This is a genomic window from Hyphomicrobiales bacterium, from assembly GCA_030688605.1.
Taxonomy (GTDB): Bacteria; Pseudomonadota; Alphaproteobacteria; order Rhizobiales; family NORP267; genus JAUYJB01.
In genome coordinates, this window is the sequence record JAUYJB010000036.1 from 1 (window position 1) to 17,155 (window position 17,155).

A 17,155-nucleotide genomic window follows, 5' to 3' on the forward strand; every position below is an offset into this window, starting at 1 on the left:
TCGCCCATAACCTGATGGCGGCCCATCGCCTGCGCACCGCGACCACCTAAGCCGGCCGCGGACACACATTCGGCGACATCAAAACCAACAACGCCCTGCCCAGACCACTGCAGCCATGTACAAAACGCCGATTCCTTCACAAGCTCATTCGCGGGATGGACATGCTCAATCCGCGCCAGGTCGGAGAAGCGGAGCGCATCGGCCGCAAGCAGGTCAAGAGCATCGTGAATTTCCTGAAAAGGGAGGCGCCGGGATTCGAGAACGCCATTCTCACCAACATCGCCACTCGGGTCGGCGTGCGTGAGACAAGGCGCATTGTAGGACAGTACACGCTGACGGCCGAGGACATTCTCGAACAACGTTCCTTCGACGATGTCATCGCTCTTGGCTGTGGGCCCATGGATGTTCACGATCCGAACGGCACCAGTGTATCGCTCAGCATGCCCCCGGCGCCTTGGGACATTCCAATGCGCTGTCTTGTGCCGGCAGGCGTCGAGGGGCTGTTGGTGACCGGACGGGCGATCTCGGCGACTCAGGAAGCCAACGGCGGATCACGTCATATGGCAACCGCTATGGCTCTTGGCCATGCCACAGGCACGATGGCGGCAATCGCGGTCGATCAAGCCAATTCCCCACTGTCGGTTCCGACGAAGGTGGTTCAGGCGGCGCTTCACGACACCGCCGCCGCGATCAGTGTTGAGGATTGCGAGCGGCTTACACAGGTGAATGCAAACTAGCCGAAACAATTCACTGAATTACAATCTCCTTGTAAGCGATGGGGTGGACGCTCTCCTTGCCGTGGTTCCAAACACCACCACTTTGGCACGTCGATGCCGTCGGAGGGCGTCCACCCCATCGCTTACCGGCGCTTCCCTGTTCCTTGAAACAAATTTCCTGTTCGCCGGAGAAAATTCCCTGTTCCGTCGCGTAGGGAATTTCCGAAAAAATGCCGTGATTGCAATGAGTTATGAGGGACGGCAAGGCCGATTTGCGCACATATTTGAAAAATTTCCCTGTAAATTCCCGTAGAACAGGGAAATCGGTACCGGAGACGGGTTCGCCGCAGACTGCCTGCTCCACCAAGCCTTCAATTCACGCGCTGGGAAAAGCAGCGACTGCCGCGGGGCGTTTCGGCGCGTGGGAGCCGCGCGGTCATCGGCGTCGATTTTGGCTGAAGGCGGGGGCGGTGCGGGAAGGACGGCCGCTTCCGAGTTTGGGGGTCGTCTTGCGGCCATCCTTCTACCGAACCTGACTGACTACGCACGACCTGAATGCCAGCCACCGCCAGTTAAGCGCAAAGACCTTGCCATTCAGTGAAGCGGATTTGCCGCATCATATGGGAAAAATCGGAACTCGCGCCCCCATATCTGGTGGGTCGCGCGGGCTTCATGTCGCAGCCATTGCATTTTGCGAATAAGGCGGGTTTGCGGCCTGATCGGAGGACAAGAATTTGTCCGGGGCGAGGCGTGGACCGAAATCCCCCTGATCTGATTCGGATTTTGCTCCTATCTGTTCGGTTGGGCATGTTCTTGTCGCAAAACCGGTTTCCACTCTTGCGGAACATGCTTCTAGGCGCGCGTCATTCCGCGGCCAGATGGCGGCTGTGGCGCGCGTCGCTCGCCAGCCAGCGATCGAGAAGCCGCCGGAGCCAGTCGGCATTGGCGTCGTCGTGGATAGTGCGCTCGCTGAAATGCTCTTCCCGCGGGCGGGCGCCAGGCAGCGTCAGCCGTTCCGCCCCGCGCACCGTCCAGCGGTGCATCATGGCAAGGTTGACTTCCGGGTGAAATTGCACGGCGTAGGCGGCCTCTCCGTAGCGGAAAGCCTGGCAGGCAAAGGTGTCGCCCTCGGCCAGCAAGGTCGCTCCACGCGGCAGCTCGAGCCCCTCGCGATGCCATTGATAGACCTTCTGCGGCCAGGGCGCGAGATCGGCTCCGGCGCGGGTCGGGCGGATCGGATAGTAGCCGATCTCGACCTCGCCCTGGCGATGCTCGCGGACCGGGGCGCAGAGCTGGCGGGCCATGATCTGCGCCCCCAGACAGATGCCGAGGAACGGCGCCTCCTCATCGAGCGCGACCCTGACCCATTCGATCTCGGCGCGCATATAGCCGTCTTCGTCATTGGCGCTGATCGGCCCGCCGAAGATGATGGCACCGGCATGCTCCTCCATGGTCTCCGGCAGCGGGTCGCCGAAGCGCGGCCGGCGCATGTCGAGCTTAAATCCGCGCCCGCGCAACATGTTTCCGACCCGTCCGGGAGTCGAGTGCTCCTGATGCAATATGACGAGAATCTTACCGGTCATCGCAGTGCAACATAGCGGCAAAGGCCTGAGAAACAAGTAAACGCGCGCGCGTCAATCCGCCTTCCGCGCCTTGGCAGCCCGCCGCTTCAGCCGCAGGCGCTCGCGCCGCTGCACGCCGAGCAGCTCGGCGACGCGCCACACCAGATTGTCCTCGAACTCATGCACGGCGCCGTCGGCATAGACGATCTCCCACAGCATCTCAACACTGCGCTTGCGCCCCTTCTCGTCAAGCGCCCGCTTCAGCACGCTGGTGAAGGTGTAAAGGTCGACGGCCTCCTGGTCGCGCTCGCGCGCCTCGGCGACCAGCTCGCTCGTCTCGGCGTCGGAGAGCTCGAACTCGCGTTTGAGGACCGTCCGGATGGTGGTCTTTTCCGCCTCGTCGACGACGCCGTCGATCGACACCGCATGGACCAGCAGCGCGGCGATGGCGAGCCTGTGGTCGTCCTCGCCGAAGTGATGTGCCGCATCCGGGGATTGCTGCAGGCGGTCGATGAACTGGCGCAGGGCTGTCAACATGATCCTGGGGCGAATATGGGGTCCCGCTCACCTTAGTCGAGCCAGCCGGCGGCGGCAAATCGGCACCATTGATTACGCCCGCCCGATATGCTCATAATACTGATGATTTAGAGGGGTTCAAATCTGCAAGGGAGACGGCGCGGCGATGCCCGAGCGACAGATTTTGATTGCCGGTGGCGGAATTGGCGGTTTTGCGGCGGCTCTGGCGCTGAGCCAAAAGGGCCGCGCCGTGCATCTGATCGAACAGGCTTCGGAATTCGGCGAGATCGGCGCCGGCATCCAGCTCGGCCCCAACGTCTTCAAGATGTTCGACGTGCTCGGCCTTACCGACCCCATCAACGATGTCGCCGTGTTCCCGGACGCGATGGGGATGATGGACGGGCTCACCGGCGAGCGGATCACCCGCATCCCGCTCAACACCAACGAGTTCCGCGCCCGCTTCGAATATCCCTATGGAGTCATCTACCGGCCCGACCTGCACAACGCCCTGATCGACGCCTGCCGGGCCTCGCCGCTCGTCGAACTGACCCTCAAGCAGAAGGTGGTCGACTTCGAGAATGCCGACGACAGGGTCCGGGTGTTCACGGAGAGCGGCAAGACCTACGAGGGCGAAGCGCTGATTGCCGCCGACGGCGTGTGGTCGAAGGCGCGTGCCAAGATCGTCAATGACGGCAAACCGCGGGTGTCCGGCCACATCGCCTACCGCGCCGTGCTGCCGACCGAGCAGGTGCCGGAGCATCTGCGCATCAAGGAGGTGATCCTGTGGGCCGGGCCGAAGACCCATCTAGTCCACTATCCGCTGCATCGGGGCGAAATCTTCAATCTGGTCGCCGTGTTCCATTCCGACCGCTACGAGGAGGGTTGGGACGTCTACGGCGACACCGAGGAGCTCAACCAGCGCTTCGCCGGCGAGCACGAGAACGTGCTGATGATGCTCGACAAGATCGAGACTTGGAAGATGTGGGTGCTGGTCGACCGCGAGCCGGTGAAGAACTGGAGCGACGGGCGCGTGACGCTGCTCGGCGACGCCGCCCATCCGATGCTGCAATATCTCGCGCAAGGAGCCTGCATGGCGATCGAGGACGCGGTCTGCGTCGCCAACAAGATCGAGGCGAGCAACGGAGACTTCGAGGCGGCCTTTCGGGCCTACCAGAACGACCGCTATCTGCGCACCGCGCGGGTTCAGATCATGGCGCGCGTCTATGGTGAATTCTATCACGCCGCCGGCCCGACCGCCGAATTGCGCTACATGATGCTGTCGCAGCGCACCCCCGAGCAGGCCTATGACGGCAATGCCTGGCTCTATGCCGGCGTCGACAGGACCGGCGCGGCCCTGGGCTGAGCCGGGGGAAGCAGGAAAGCCAAGACGGAAGGAACAACGATATGTCCTTGACCAAGGCCCCGGCCGAGACCGCCGAGCGGAAGGCCTATTACGAGAAGATCGGCAAGAAGAACATGACCCCGCTGTGGGCGGTGTTGAGCGGCCTCATCACGCCGCAGCCGAAGAGCGCCTGCAAGCCGCATTTGTGGCGTTATGCCGAGGCGCGCGAAATGCTGCTCGAGGCCGGCGATCTGATCTCCGCCAAGGAGGCCGAGCGCCGGGTACTGATCCTGGAGAACCCGGGGATGCCGGGGGATTCGAAGATCACCACCTCGCTCTATGCCGGGCTTCAGCTTGTATTGCCCGGCGAGGTGGCGCCGGCCCACCGCCACAGCCAGTCGGCGCTGCGCTTCATCATGGAAGGCTCCGGCGCCCACACCACCGTCAACGGCGAAAAGACCGTTCTCGAGGTCGGCGACTTCGTCATCACGCCGCCCAATTCCTGGCACGACCACGGCAATGATTCCGGCAAGCCGATCATCTGGCTCGACGGGCTCGACATTCCGCTGGTGCAGATCCTCGACGCCTCCTTCGCCGAATCCTACCCCGACGAGGAGCAGCCCATCGACAAGCCGACCGGCCACTCCAACGCCCGTTATGGCGCCAACATGCTGCCCGTCGACTATGAGAGCCGGGTGCTGTCCTCGCCGATCTTCAACTACCCTTACGCGCGCACCCGCGAGGCGCTCGAATCGATGCGCCGGCGCGACGAGTGGGACCCCTGCCACGGGCTGAAGATGAAATATGTCAATCCGCAGGACGGCGGCTTCGCCATGCCGACCATCGGCACCTTCATCCAGCTCCTGCCCAAGGGGTTCAAGACGGCCCGCTATAGGTCGACCGACGCGACCGTCTATGTGCCGGTCGAAGGCCGCGGCCGCTCGCAGATCGGCGAGGAGACGTTCGACTGGGGGCCGCAGGACGTCTTCGTCGCGCCGAGCTGGATGCCGGTCCACCACGAGCCGGACGGGGACGCGGTCCTGTTCAGCTTCTCCGACCGGCCGGTGCAGCAGAAGCTCGGCCTGTGGCGCGAAGACCGCGGCAATGCGTGAGGCGGGATGGCTCTCGTTTGCATGAGCCAAGAGACCGGATGAGCGAGCTCCTTCAACGCCCGAGCGATGCCGCGCACAGCTGTTTCGAGGAGGTGTGCAACATGCCGGGCCATATGCTGCGCCGGTTCCAGCAGATCGCCGTTTCAATCTTTCTCAGGGACTGCAAGGCGTTCGAACTGACCCCGGTGCAGTTTTCCGTGCTCGCGGCGCTGTCTGAGGCAAATCCGCTCGACCAGATCCGCCTCGGGGGCATGGTCGCGCTCGACCGCACGACCATCAGCCTGGTCGTCCGCAAGCTCGAGGAGCGCGGCCTCGTTGCCCGCCAGGTATCCAAGAAAGACCGCCGCTCCAAGCTCATCAGCCTGACGGTAGCGGGCCGGGCGCTGGCCGAGGCCGCGCTGCCGAGCGTAAGAGCGATCCAGGACAAAATCCTGGCGCCGTTGACGGCGGCCGAGCAGGATGTATTCATGGCGCTGTTGCACAAGGCGGTCGAGGCCAACAATCAGCAGAGCCGCGCGCCTTTGCGCAGCGTCTGACGGAACCCCCGGATCCTGTGCCATTGCGGGACGAATCACCTTATTTTGGGCCAGATTTCGTATCCGCCGCCGCCACCGGCCTCGACGGTTGCGGCCGGTCTCACCATAACTGATTGAAAAATATCCTTTTTTCTCGGAGCCCCGAGCGCGCCGTCGGCCTTCGGCTTGGCATGGAAGCTGCGAGAAGGAACGCGAAAAAGCCTCCGGCAGGCATCGGACAGGACCATGACCGCGCACACGCCCACCGACATCTCGACGCCGGTGTTGATTCTCGGTGGCAAGGAGAATTCGCTGTCGCTGGCGCGCCATCTCGGCCGCCGCGGCATCGCGGTCAGGGTAACCGGGCAAAGGGAGTGCTTGGGCATGTATTCCCGCCACTGCCGGCAGCGCATTCCGATCGGCTGGGACGTGAGGGCCCGGGCCTTCTGGCGCGAGCTGTTGCTGTCCGGCGACAGGCCCGATCTTCACGGTCACATCATCTTTCCCTGCAACGACGAGGCGATCGAATTCGTCGCCGATTTCCAGGACGAGCTTGCCCACCACTACATCCTCGACGGCGGCACGGCAGCTCAGCGCAAAGCGCTGCTCGACAAACGCAGGACGCTCGAACTGGCGCTCGCCGCGGGGGTCGTGACGCCGAATTTCTGGAGCGTGAAGGACGAGGCGGACATCGAGAAGCTGCGCCATGGCGCGACCTTCCCGCTCATGGTCAAGCCCATTCAGTCGCACAAATTCTCGCGCGTCTTCGGCCAGAAGCTGTTCATCGTCGAGAAGGATTTCGCCGCGCTCCTCGACAAGGTTCGCCTCGCCCAGGCGCATGACCTCGAGGTCATGGTCATCGAGATGATCCCCGGTCCGGACGACCGGTTGAGCAGCTACTACACCTATATCGACGAGCGCGGAAACAACCTGTTCCACTACACCAAGAGGGTTCTGCGCCGTTATCCGGCCAATCGCGGCAATGCCTGCCATCACATTACCGAGTGGCTGCCGGAGACCGCGGTGGCGGGGCGCAAATTCTTCGACGGGATCGGCTTTCGCGGCCTCGGTAACATCGAGTTCAAGCGCGACGAGAGGGACGGAAAGCTCAAACTGATCGAGGTCAATGCCCGCTTCACTGCGGCCCAGGAGCTGGTGGTCCAGTCGAGCATGCCGATCGACCTTATCGTCTATTGCCACCTGACCGGGCAGCCGGTGCCGCAGGTCGGCGACTATGAGCAGTTGGTAAGATATTGGTATCCGGTGAGGGATTTTCTGGCGTTTCTCGAGCTGCGCAAGAGAGGGCAATTGAGGTTCGCGGAATGGGTGACGAGCGTTCTGCCGCTCAACCATGTCTCGCCCTTATACAGTCCGGCCGATCCGATGCCCTGTTTCGGCGCCGCGGGCGCGGTGCTCGAGAAAATCGTCAGGGGCCGCCGACAAACAGCGAATGAACGGACACCGCAGCGCTACGGAACCTTTACCGCCCGCTGATAGCGTCGCGCGGGACCAGGGCTTTCGCATGCGCATATTCACGCACGAACCACTGAGCCGGCCACGAGGCCATGGCGCGACGGCCGCGCGACTTGCGGCCGGGCGACCCGGTGGCCTGAAGTCCCTGCTCAGATCCTCGAGCCTCGCCGTCGGCGCGCGGGTGGCGGGCGCCGTTTTGGGCATCTGTGCGCAGATTCTCCTTGCCCGGATCCTGAGCGCGGAAGATCTCGGCAACTTCTTTGTCGCGCTCAGTCTGGCGACGGTGCTGGCGACCGTTTCGACGCTCGGCTATCCGTGGATCGTGCCAATGATCCTGGCGCGGGCCGATGCCGCCGGACGGCCGCATCGCGCGGCCGCCTTCCTCGCCTGGGCGCGGCGGGACATCGGTGTTGTCAGCGCGGGCCTCGCGGTCGTCGCAATCCTGGGCATCTGGCTTGTGCCGTCCTTTTCGATCCACACGCGCTGGGTTCTTACGGCCGGCGCCGCGACAGCGCCGGTCTTCGCCCTCATGCGATTCAACGGCCCGGTGGCGAACGCACGGCGGAAATTCGCGCTCGGCTATCTCCCGGACCTGTTCTGGCGACCGCTTTTTCTTCTCGGCCTGATCGTCGCCTTGTGGGCCCTGTTCGGGCGGTTCGACGTAACGGGCCTGCTGCTCGGTCATCTCGCCATCACAATCGCGCTGGCGGCGGAGATGGCCCGGCGCCTTAACGCCGCCGACGGGACCGGAGACGGCGTGGCGACGGCGCCCGGCCGCCTCGGGCCGGGACGGCGCGGACAGGGGCGCAGATGGCGCGCGCGCGCTCTGCCAATGGTCGTCGCGACGCTGTTCATCGGCGTCTTCGCCGACCTCGACCTGCTGATTGCCGGCAGCATACTGAACGAGACGGAGACCGGCATTTTCGGTGTCTGCATCAAGATCTCCATGTTCCTGGCCTTCTCCATCCAGGCGGTGCATCAGGTGATGGTGCGCGACGTGGCGAACGCCCTGCAAAGCCGCGACCGGTCGGCGCTCACGGCGATTCTGTTCAAGGCCAACCAAACCAACCTGCTGGTCAGCCTAGGCGCCGTCGCCGGGGTGTATTGGCTGGCCCGGCATTTCCTGGCGCTGTTCGGACCCGAATTCGTCGACGGCGGCCTCAGCCTTCTCTTGCTCGCCGCGGCCCAGGCGATCCGCGCGGCGGCGGGGCCCGCGACCCAAATCCTCGCCTTGACCGGGCATGTGCGCGCCACCCTGCCGGTCTTCGCAGCCGGTCTCGCGCTGCTCTTCGCGACCAATCTGGCGCTGGTGCCCCTTTATGGTCTGACGGGCGCGGCGCTGGCGGTCCTCATCGTGACCGCGGTCTGGTCGATGGGGCTCAGCCTCCTCGCCAAGGCGCGCACCGGGCTTGACGTCGCCATCTTCAGGCTGCCGCAGCTATCCGCCCTGTCCGGCGCCAAGGTCGGCGGCTCCGTGCAAGGTGGCCGCTGACCGACCGCCGACGGTTTGCCGCGGATTTCCCGGGCGGGCACGATCCTTAACGGCGAAAGCCTTGTTTTCGACAGGCGCGGCGGGCGGCAGCGGCAGGCCGAAGGACTTTCGAGCGCCGCCTTCATCGCGGGGCTGCGGCCTAGGGCCGGACCTCGGGACCAGCCCGGTAACGTGTCGTAAAGTCTGGAAATTAACCCGCGCAGACGGGCGGCCGCCCCGCTTCTCCTCGGCTATCCCATAAGCCATTGATGTAACGGGAATTCTTCTGTCCAGGCTCAAGCAATCGATGTCGCCGGCCCTGTTTGCCGTGTCACCCCATTCATGTCCTGACCGTTGATGGTGCCGACCCAAAACAGTGCATACACGGAGCATTAACCCTCAATCAAATTCGTCAGGCCGCAGCATTTCTTATGGATGGCGCGAAACCATTTCTTCAATGCGAGGTGATAGCGTCCCGAAACCTAGAAAACTCCCAAGTGTACGAGGGCAGGCGATGACGACACTCTACGCAACCAGAGGATCGGGCAACTGTTTCAAGCCGTTCTTGCTTATGAACCAGCTGAACATCCCGTTCCGCACCATCGCGGTCGACGTCCTGAAGGGCGAGACGCGCAAGGCCGCATATCTGGCGATCAATCCCAATGGAACGGTTCCCTATCTGAAGCTCAACGACGGCCGCGGCATCGGCGAGTCCAACGCGATGCTGTGGTACCTTGCCGAGGGCTCGCAGCTGATCCCGCAGGACGCCTACTCGCGCGCCAAGATGCTTCAATGGATGTTTTTCGAGCAATCGAGCCTCGAGCCGTTCATTTCGCCGGCGCGGTTCTTCATCTCCATTCTTCCGGACGGGCGGAAAGGCCGGGAGAGGGAAATTGCCGCCTGGCAGGAGCGCGGCCGCAAGGGGCTGACGCTTCTCGACGCCCATCTGCGCGACAGCAAGTTCATCGTCGCCGATCGCTACACCATCGCCGACATCGGCGTCTTTGGCTACACCCATGTGGCCGATGAGGGCGGCTTCGATTTCGCCAACTATCCAGCGGTGAAGGACTGGATCGCGCGGGTCGAGGACACGGACGGTTATTTGCCGCTGTCCCATCTGCTGCAACCGGCCGAACAGGCGCTGCAAACGGGGGCCGGGGCCGCCTGATGGCCAATGCGACTCAAGAGAGAACGCCGAAGGCGGCGAAGAACGGCGCCGTTCGCGATCAAATGGTCGCGAGCGACGGCGCGCCTTCCTACGTCGATCGGCTGAAGACGCCGGTGTGGATCTTCGACATCGACAGAAGTCGTGTCGTCTGGGCCAACCAGCGCGCTCTTGAAGTCTGGTCCGCGGAATCCATGGAGGAACTCAAGTCCCGCGACCTGCGAAAGGACATGTCGGTTTCGGTCGCCAAGCGGCTCAAGCAGTATCAAGAGGATTTCGAGAAGCACAATGCTTCTTTCTCGGAAATCTGGACGCTCTATCCCAACGGGGTGCCTCGCACGCTGCGCGTGAACTACAGCGGAGTCCGTCTGCCGGACGGCCGCATGGCGATGTTTTGCGAGGGGACCGAACACCAGTCCGAGACTCCGGAGACCCTGCGCAGCGCCGAAGCGCTGTTGCACGCCACGGTGATGATCTCGCTCTACAGTCTCGACGGCCAGCCGCTGTACCGAAATCCGGCTGCACGCGCCGATGTCGGCTCCGTCAACGAGACCCTTCTGTCACGCTTTGTCGACGAATCCGACCATCAAAAGATCAGAAGCGCCCTCAGCCGTAGCGGCGAAGGGCGGCTGGTGGCGCGGATTCGCTCATTCGCGGGCATCCGATGGCACGAGATTACGGCCCGGGAATGCCGCGACGCGGCAACCGGATCACCGGCCATCCTGATCAGCGAGGTCGATGTCTCTGACCTCAAGGAGACCGAGGAAAAAGCGCACTTCCTGGCGTTGCACGATGTGCTGACCGGGCTCTTGAACCGGACCTATGTGCAGCGTGAATTCCAGACCTTGCTGGACGCCGCCAAGGAGAGAAAGGAGCATATCGGCCTCCTTTTCATCGACATCGACCGGTTCAAGAACATCAACGATTCGCTGGGTCACGCGGCCGGCGACGAACTGCTGATCGAATCCGCCCGTCGGCTGCGAAGCGCGATCCGCGAGACGGATATCGTGTCGCGCATCGGCGGCGACGAGTTCCTAGTTCTGCTGAAAGACGCCAGCCACGAGCCGAATCTCGACGAGGTCGCCGAACGCATTCGCGCCGAGCTTTCGAAGCCGGTCCTTGTCGGGAACTGCGAGCTTCAGGTCACGCCCAGCATCGGCATCAGCGTGTTTCCCGAGGACGGGCCGGACATGGAAACGCTGATGAAGAGCGCCGATCTGGCTCTGTACGAGGCCAAGGATGGCGGTCGCAACTGTCACCGCTATTTCTCAGCGGCAATGAAAGAGCGCGCGGAGACGAGGCTGGAAACCGAATCGAGTCTGCGCCGCGCCCTGGAAGAGCAGGAATTCGAGGTCTTTTATCAGCCGCGCGTCTCCGTTGCCGACAACCAGATCGTCGGCGCGGAAGCGCTGCTGAGGTGGCGCCACGGCACAAAGGGGCTCGTCGGTCCCAACGAATTCATCTCCATTTGCGAGGAAACGGGATTGATCGAACCGCTCGGCGAGTGGGTGCTGGAGACCGCCGCCAGGCAGCAGAAGGCCTGGCAGGATCAGGGCTACCTTCTCGACGTGTCCGTCAACCTGTCGCCGCGCCAGTTTCGCAATAAGATGCTGCTGCCGATTGTCGGCCGCATAACCGATGAGACGGGATGCGATCCGACGCACATCGACCTCGAGATCACCGAGTCGATGCTCATGGGCAGCGACGACGATATCGGCGAAACGCTTCGGACCTTGAGCGGTCTCGGCTTCCGCATTTCCATTGACGACTTCGGTACGGGATACTCCAACCTGTCGTACATCCAACGCTATCCTGTGAGTTGCCTGAAGATAGACCGGTCGTTCATCGCCGATCTGAAAAAGAACAGCGCGATAACGAAACTTATTATTTCACTTTGCAAGATGATAAATGCAAAGGTGATCGCCGAGGGCGTCGAAACCGAAGAGCAGCTCGCCTGGCTTCGCAAAAACGAGTGTAATGAATACCAGGGATTCTTGTTCGGCCCCCCGACGACCGTTGACGAATTCGACAGACTGCTCGTGCAAACGAACACGCAAAGAGAGCCGCACTGTTACTTGCAATATGCGGGCTGACCATGATTGTGCCGCGCTGACGGCGCTATTCGCTGAAGACGCGAGAGATCGAACGCACCCCGCTATATGCAACCCGGCCCTTTTCCGGCGTCACCGAATTCCGGCATAGCGCGCGGCAGTGCACGCCGCCCTAAAGCGGTTCATGGTTATAGGGAACCATTTGACCGGGATGATTTTGCGCCGTGGCCAGGCGCGGCTCGCCGGGCGATGTGGTACATCGGCCAACAGCCGCAACACCGCCACGGCGCAAAAGAACCCGGCCTTCGGTGGGCCAAATCGGCCCACCGGGTTCGTTGCGGCGCTCGCCCGATATCCCGTATCGCGTGTCGCGGCCCACGCCTGCCCGGATGAACCGATTTGGACCATCCAATTGATCCCCTATAACCATGAACCGCCCTAGTTCCTAACGCCGGTCAGCCTTGTCGCCGCCTCTGGCAAGTTGGACGGTACGACCGCCGACGGCGGTGGTCTTCGCGTAGGTCTCCCTGCGCGCCGGCGGCATCTCGCCCGCGCGCACGGTGCGTTGGGCAACGCGCTCGACCGGACGGATGGCGACCTCCGGTGCCGGCAGATGGGCGAAGGGCATCGCGGCGACGTCCTCGGCAATCTCCGGTATGATCTCATCCTCGGCGAGAATCTGCGCATTGAGGGGCTGAGACAGCTTCGAGCCGTCGCGGTAAAGGGCGATCGCCTTCACGCCCAAATACCAAGACAGGACGAATGCCGCCTTGCAGTCCTCCACGGTCGCCTCGTTCGGCATATTGATGGTCTTGGATATTCCCCCTGAAATGAATGGCTGGGCCGCCGCCATCATGCGAATGTGGCTCTCCACCGACAGATGCCGCCTGCCCACCCGACCGCACTGATTGGCGCAATCGAAGACACGCAGATGCTCTTCCTTCAGACCCGGTGCGCCTTCGACCGTCATCGCTCCGCAGCAATAGAGGTTGGCGGCCGCGATATCGGTCTTGTCGAAGCCGAGGGCAGCCAGCATGTCGAAACGCGGGTCGGCGAGAGCCGCCGGGTCGAGCCCCAGGACCTCGGTACAGAAATCTTCGCCGAGCGACCATTTGTTGAATACGAATTTGAGGTCAAAGGCACCGGGGAGCGCTTGTTCGACGGCCGCGCACTTTTCGTCGGTGAAGCCCTTCGCCTGGAGCTTGGCATGGTCTATGCCCGGACCGCCGAACAAGGTTCCGGCGCCGATCGCATAGTCGACGATCGCCCTGATGGCGTTCTCTTCGTAGCCGAGCGCGCGCAGAGCCTGGGGCACGGCCCGGTTCATGATCTTGAGGTGGCCGCCGCCGGCAAGCGTCTTGAATTTCACCAGGCCGAATTCCGGCTCTATGCCGGTGGTATCGCAGTCCATGACCAACCCGATGGTGCCGGTCGGCGCCAGAACCGTCGCCTGTGCATTGCGGTAGCCGTGGCGCACGCCGATCTCAATCGCCCTGTCCCAAGCAGCTTTGGCGTGGGCGACAAGGCGCGCGTCGGGGCAGGCGGTCTGGTCGAGGCCGGCAGGCGGCATGCTCACGGATTCGTAGTCGGCGGTTCTGGAGTCGAGGGCGCGGCGGTGATTGCGCATGACCCGGAGCATGGCATCGCGATTCTTGGCATAGCCCAGGAAGGGCCCGAGCTCGCGTGCCATTTCGGCGCTCGTGGCGTAGGCGACGCCTGTCATGAGCGCCGTAATTGCACCGCAGATGGCGCGGCCCTCGCTCGAATCGTAGGGGATGCCAGATGACATCAGAAAACCGCCCAGATTGGCGTGGCCAAGGCCGAGGGTGCGGTACTCGTAGGTCCGCCGGGCGATCTTGGGCGAGGGAAACTGGGACATGGCGACGGAGATTTCAAGCGCGATGGTCCACAGCCGCACCGCATTCTCGAAGGCCTCGACATCGAAACGCCTGTCGGCGTCGCGAAACTGGGCCAGGTTCAGCGAAGCAAGCGTGCTGCCCGTATCGTCGAGAAACAGGAATTCGGAGCACGAATTCGACGCCGTGATCGGCCCAGTGACCGGGCATGTGTGCCAGTCATTGATGGTGGTCTGATATTGGATGCCCGGGTCGGCCGAGGCCCAGGAGGCATAACCCATACTCTCCCACAAATCCGCTGCATCGACGGTGTCGGCGATTCCTCCGTCGGTCCGCCGCCGCAGGTTCCACGGCAGTTTCTGCTCGACCGCCCTGAGGAAATCATCCGACACGCGGACGGAATTGTTCGAGTTCTGACCGGAAACCGTGCGATAGGCTTCCGAATCCCAATCGACGTCGTAGGTGGAAAAGGCAAGGTCGCCATAGCCCTGCCGGGCAAACTGGATCACGCGACGGATATAGTTCTCCGGCACCTGGTTCTTCCTGGCCGAGCGCATCTCGAAGTCGAGCGCGCGGTTCTTCTCCGGGTCGAATCGGGTTTCCTCCGGCCCGTCGTGATCGGAACAGGCCCTCAGAATGGCCCTGAGATGCTGGGCGCACAGCTTGGAGCCGGTGACCAGCGCCGCGACCTTTTGCTCTTCCTTGACCTTCCAGTGGATGAATTCCTCTATGTCCGGATGGTCGATGTCGACGACGACCATCTTGGATGAGCGGCGCGTCGATCCCTTGGCGGTCACCAGAGCCGAAGCGCGGTCGCCGCTGCTCAGAACGGAAATCAGCCCGCAGGCCTGGCCGCCGCCGGAAAGCGACTCGCTCGACCCTCTGATGTTGGAAAAGTTGGCGCCGGTCCCAGAGCCGAACTTGGCGATGCGCCCTTCCTCGACCAGCAGAGGCAGAATCCCCGCCTCGTTAACGAGATCGTCGTTCACGGATTGAATGAAGCAGGAATGCGCCTGCGGATGCTCGTAGGCGGACGTCGAAATCGTCAGCTTGCCGGTCTCGAAATCGACATAGGCGTGGCCCTGACTGTCTCCCTCGATGCCGTACGCCCAATGCAGGCCGGTGTTAAACCACTGGGGAGAGTTCGGCGCTCCCTTTTGGGTCGCCAGCATATAGCGCAACTCGTCGAAAAACGCCTGGGCATCTTCCTCGTTGTCAAAATAGCCCCCTTTCCAGCCCCAATAGGTCCAGGTGCCGGCCAGCCGATTGAAGACCTGGCGGGAGTCTCGTTCCGGTCCGGTCCTTTCGGCCTCCGGCAGCGCGGCGAGCGCCTCGTGATCCGGCACTGAACGCCATAGCCATGGGGGAACGGACGTCTCCTCCACACGCTTCAGCGCTGCGGGCACACCCGACTTGCGGAGATATTTCTGGGCGAGAATGTCGCTTGCAACCTGGCTCCAGGTCCTCGGGACCGAGACGCCATCGAGCCGAAAAACCACAGATCCATCCGGGTTGCGGATTTCACTTGCCGCCTTCCGGAACGCAATCGTTTCATAAGGTGAAACGCCTTGGAGCGTATAACGCCGCTTTATACGCATAACCGCCTCCTCAAACACTACAAAACACCGCACAAAATTAGAGCGGTCCCCCCTTCCCGTTCGCAATGGGAGATGATGAGTTTGGTCCGCCGCTCAGCAGTATTTAACCTTAATGTTCCGTTAATGTAAAACTTTGTTCAAATCGTGGTTAACGGGTCTGAGAAAAAATGCCGCTGGCCGCCGCGTGATTCGTGGTCCGATCGCATCAGGCTCCGCCAGAACGGTTCCATTTCATGTCGTCTCGCTCTAAGTGGTAGATTGCTCGGCGCAGTGGCCCATTCCGACTTAGGATGGGCGCGCACCGTGTCCACGCCTCGACTTCCGGCGGGCGGTCGGTAAGGGGCAAACACACACGAGGGAGGTTTACCGTGGCTATCAAAGACTTGCTCGTTGCCTACCAGGGGGAGGAGAGTTCCCAGAAGGCACTCAAGTTCGCACTGCAGATGGCGAAGAAATACAATGCGGCGGTCACGGGCGCCCACGTGTATGTGGCGCAACAATATTCGAGCCAGGTCCGCAACTGGATTCCGGGGGAGGTCCTGGAAGCCCTGCGCAAGGCCGAGGAAGCAACGGTCAAGACCATCGAGAAGTCGTTCCGCGATGTCGTCAAGGAAACCAACCCCAAGGCCGCGCACGACTGGATCTCAGTCGAAGGCCCGCCGAGCCTGTTGCTCGCGCGCCTGTCGCGCTGCTTCGATATTCTGCTGACCGGCCAGTTCGAGGGCGCCATCCGCCATGGCGGGCGCCTAGTGCAGCCGGAGGAGCTCGCCTTGCGCTCTGGAAAGCCGATGATCATCGTGCCGCAGGAATACAGGGTCCGCCCGTTCAAGGAGGAGGCCGTGGTTGCCTGGGACGGCAGCCGCTCGGCAGCGCGGGCGCTCACCGACGCCATGCAGATCCTGGAGACCAAGAAACGCCTCCATGTGGTGACCGTGACGAAGGATGGCGATGACGAAGACACCAAGCGGCTCGGCGACCACGATATCTTCGAGCACCTCAAGCGCCACGGCATCGCCGCGCAGCCTCTCCGCCTGGAGGTGAAGGGCAGCACGGGCAGAACCATTCTCGACTATTGCGAGAAAACCGACCCGGACATACTGGTGATGGGCGCCTTCGGCCGCGGCAATCTCGGCGCCTTGCTGTTCGGTGGGGTCTCGCGCTACATCCTCGAGCACCAGACGGTGCCGGTGCTGATGTCACACTGAGGCTGCCCCCGAGCCGGTCCCTCGGCCGCGATCAAGGCGGTTGCGGCCGACCCGGCGGTTGGGGGGCCGGCTAAGTCCGAAACGTCACACGGTACGATCGATGTCCGTACCATCGAGAAGGCGCCGACCTTGCCCAAAATCCGCACCTAGGGGGTTCCGATGACGCTGTTCCTGCCCTTCTGGCAACGTCTGCTGGCGACGATCGCGGCGATGCTCCTGATGAGCTATCTGGTGGGTCTCTTGTGGGAGGCGGCCTTGAATTTTCCGATGCCAAGTTACGCTGCCGGGGTTATCGGCGGATTGGCGGCATTGCCCGTCTGGGATTTTTTGAAAAGGGTCAGGCCGTCGCAAGGGGAATAGAGCCGTCCTTCAATCGCCGCGGGAGGGGGCGGATCCGGCGAAAGGGGAAAGCAGAACGGCGGCTCTATCAGGGCCGCCGATGGGCGGACCGCCATTCAAAAGGAAATCATGTTATCAAGGGGTTATGGTGCCGGTGGACGGATTCGAACCGCCGACCCACGCATTACGAATGCGTTGCTCTACCAGCTGAGCTACACCGGCGCCACCCGCCGT

14 protein-coding genes, 1 tRNA gene and 1 pseudogene are annotated in these 17,155 nt (G+C 62.7%); 11 read left to right on the plus strand and 5 right to left on the minus strand.

Features of this window, described 5'->3' with window-relative positions; translation table 11 throughout:
* Window positions 1-155 precede the first annotated feature (155 nt).
* Window positions 156-737, plus strand: coding sequence for an FAD-dependent oxidoreductase (locus tag Q8P46_04435; protein ID MDP2619412.1), 582 nt, complete (start codon window positions 156-158; stop codon window positions 735-737).
* A 10-nt stretch (window positions 738-747) separates the two neighbouring features.
* Here Q8P46_04435 and Q8P46_04440 read toward each other — a convergent pair whose 3' ends face one another.
* The 3 genes from Q8P46_04440 to Q8P46_04450 all read right to left on the minus strand — a co-directional run bounded on the left by Q8P46_04440 (window position 748) and on the right by Q8P46_04450 (window position 2,815).
* Window positions 748-1,083: a hypothetical protein gene (locus tag Q8P46_04440; GenBank protein MDP2619413.1), complete on the minus strand. Its 336-nt coding sequence runs from the start codon at window positions 1,081-1,083 to the stop codon at window positions 748-750.
* Window positions 1,084-1,579: 496 nt separating this feature from the next.
* Window positions 1,580-2,299, minus strand: a complete 720-nt coding sequence (locus Q8P46_04445) for a glutamine amidotransferase (protein MDP2619414.1) — start codon at window positions 2,297-2,299, stop codon at window positions 1,580-1,582.
* A gap of 51 nt (window positions 2,300-2,350) precedes the next feature.
* On the minus strand, window positions 2,351-2,815 hold the full coding sequence (locus tag Q8P46_04450; protein MDP2619415.1) for a TerB family tellurite resistance protein: 465 nt from the start codon (window positions 2,813-2,815) through the stop codon (window positions 2,351-2,353).
* Between the two features lie 145 nt (window positions 2,816-2,960).
* On the opposite strand from Q8P46_04450, the gene Q8P46_04455 reads away from it, so the two are divergent.
* The 8 genes from Q8P46_04455 to Q8P46_04490 all read left to right on the plus strand — a co-directional run bounded on the left by Q8P46_04455 (window position 2,961) and on the right by Q8P46_04490 (window position 12,365).
* A complete protein-coding gene (locus tag Q8P46_04455; GenBank protein MDP2619416.1) occupies window positions 2,961-4,157 on the plus strand; it encodes a 3-hydroxybenzoate 6-monooxygenase in 1,197 nt (398 codons plus the stop codon).
* Window positions 4,158-4,198: 41 nt separating this feature from the next.
* Window positions 4,199-5,248 (plus strand): gentisate 1,2-dioxygenase, encoded by a 1,050-nt coding sequence (gtdA, locus tag Q8P46_04460; protein MDP2619417.1) that lies wholly within the window; start codon window positions 4,199-4,201, stop codon window positions 5,246-5,248.
* 38 nt (window positions 5,249-5,286) lie between these two features.
* Window positions 5,287-5,784 carry a MarR family transcriptional regulator gene (locus tag Q8P46_04465; protein ID MDP2619418.1) on the plus strand — a complete coding sequence of 166 codons (498 nt, stop codon included), beginning with the start codon at window positions 5,287-5,289 and terminating at the stop codon, window positions 5,782-5,784.
* 225 nt (window positions 5,785-6,009) lie between these two features.
* Entirely contained in the window at window positions 6,010-7,257 is a 1,248-nt protein-coding gene (locus Q8P46_04470) for a hypothetical protein (GenBank protein MDP2619419.1), read from the plus strand.
* 28 nt (window positions 7,258-7,285) lie between these two features.
* Window positions 7,286-8,728, plus strand: a complete 1,443-nt coding sequence (locus tag Q8P46_04475; GenBank protein ID MDP2619420.1) for a polysaccharide biosynthesis C-terminal domain-containing protein — start codon at window positions 7,286-7,288, stop codon at window positions 8,726-8,728.
* 493 nt (window positions 8,729-9,221) lie between these two features.
* A complete protein-coding gene (locus tag Q8P46_04480; GenBank protein MDP2619421.1) occupies window positions 9,222-9,875 on the plus strand; it encodes a glutathione S-transferase family protein in 654 nt (217 codons plus the stop codon).
* The gene (locus Q8P46_04485) at window positions 9,875-11,965 is read left to right on the plus strand and encodes an EAL domain-containing protein (GenBank protein MDP2619422.1); all 2,091 of its coding nucleotides are present in this window, start codon (window positions 9,875-9,877) and stop codon (window positions 11,963-11,965) included. The genes Q8P46_04480 and Q8P46_04485 overlap by 1 nt, the downstream gene beginning before the upstream one ends.
* A 169-nt stretch (window positions 11,966-12,134) precedes the next feature.
* Window positions 12,135-12,365: a hypothetical protein gene (locus Q8P46_04490; protein ID MDP2619423.1), complete on the plus strand. Its 231-nt coding sequence runs from the start codon at window positions 12,135-12,137 to the stop codon at window positions 12,363-12,365.
* Between the two features lie 21 nt (window positions 12,366-12,386).
* On the opposite strand, the pseudogene Q8P46_04495 reads toward Q8P46_04490, so the two are convergent.
* Window positions 12,387-15,377: pseudogene (locus tag Q8P46_04495) on the minus strand (adenosylcobalamin-dependent ribonucleoside-diphosphate reductase).
* A gap of 368 nt (window positions 15,378-15,745) precedes the next feature.
* Here Q8P46_04495 and Q8P46_04500 point away from each other — a divergent pair.
* Window positions 15,746-16,582 carry a universal stress protein gene (locus Q8P46_04500; protein MDP2619424.1) on the plus strand — a complete coding sequence of 279 codons (837 nt, stop codon included), beginning with the start codon at window positions 15,746-15,748 and terminating at the stop codon, window positions 16,580-16,582.
* A 159-nt stretch (window positions 16,583-16,741) separates the two neighbouring features.
* Window positions 16,742-16,942 (plus strand): hypothetical protein, encoded by a 201-nt coding sequence (locus Q8P46_04505; GenBank protein MDP2619425.1) that lies wholly within the window; start codon window positions 16,742-16,744, stop codon window positions 16,940-16,942.
* A 125-nt stretch (window positions 16,943-17,067) separates the two neighbouring features.
* Here Q8P46_04505 and Q8P46_04510 read toward each other — a convergent pair.
* Window positions 17,068-17,143, minus strand: a tRNA-Thr gene (locus Q8P46_04510).
* Between the last annotated feature and the right edge of the window lie 12 nt (window positions 17,144-17,155).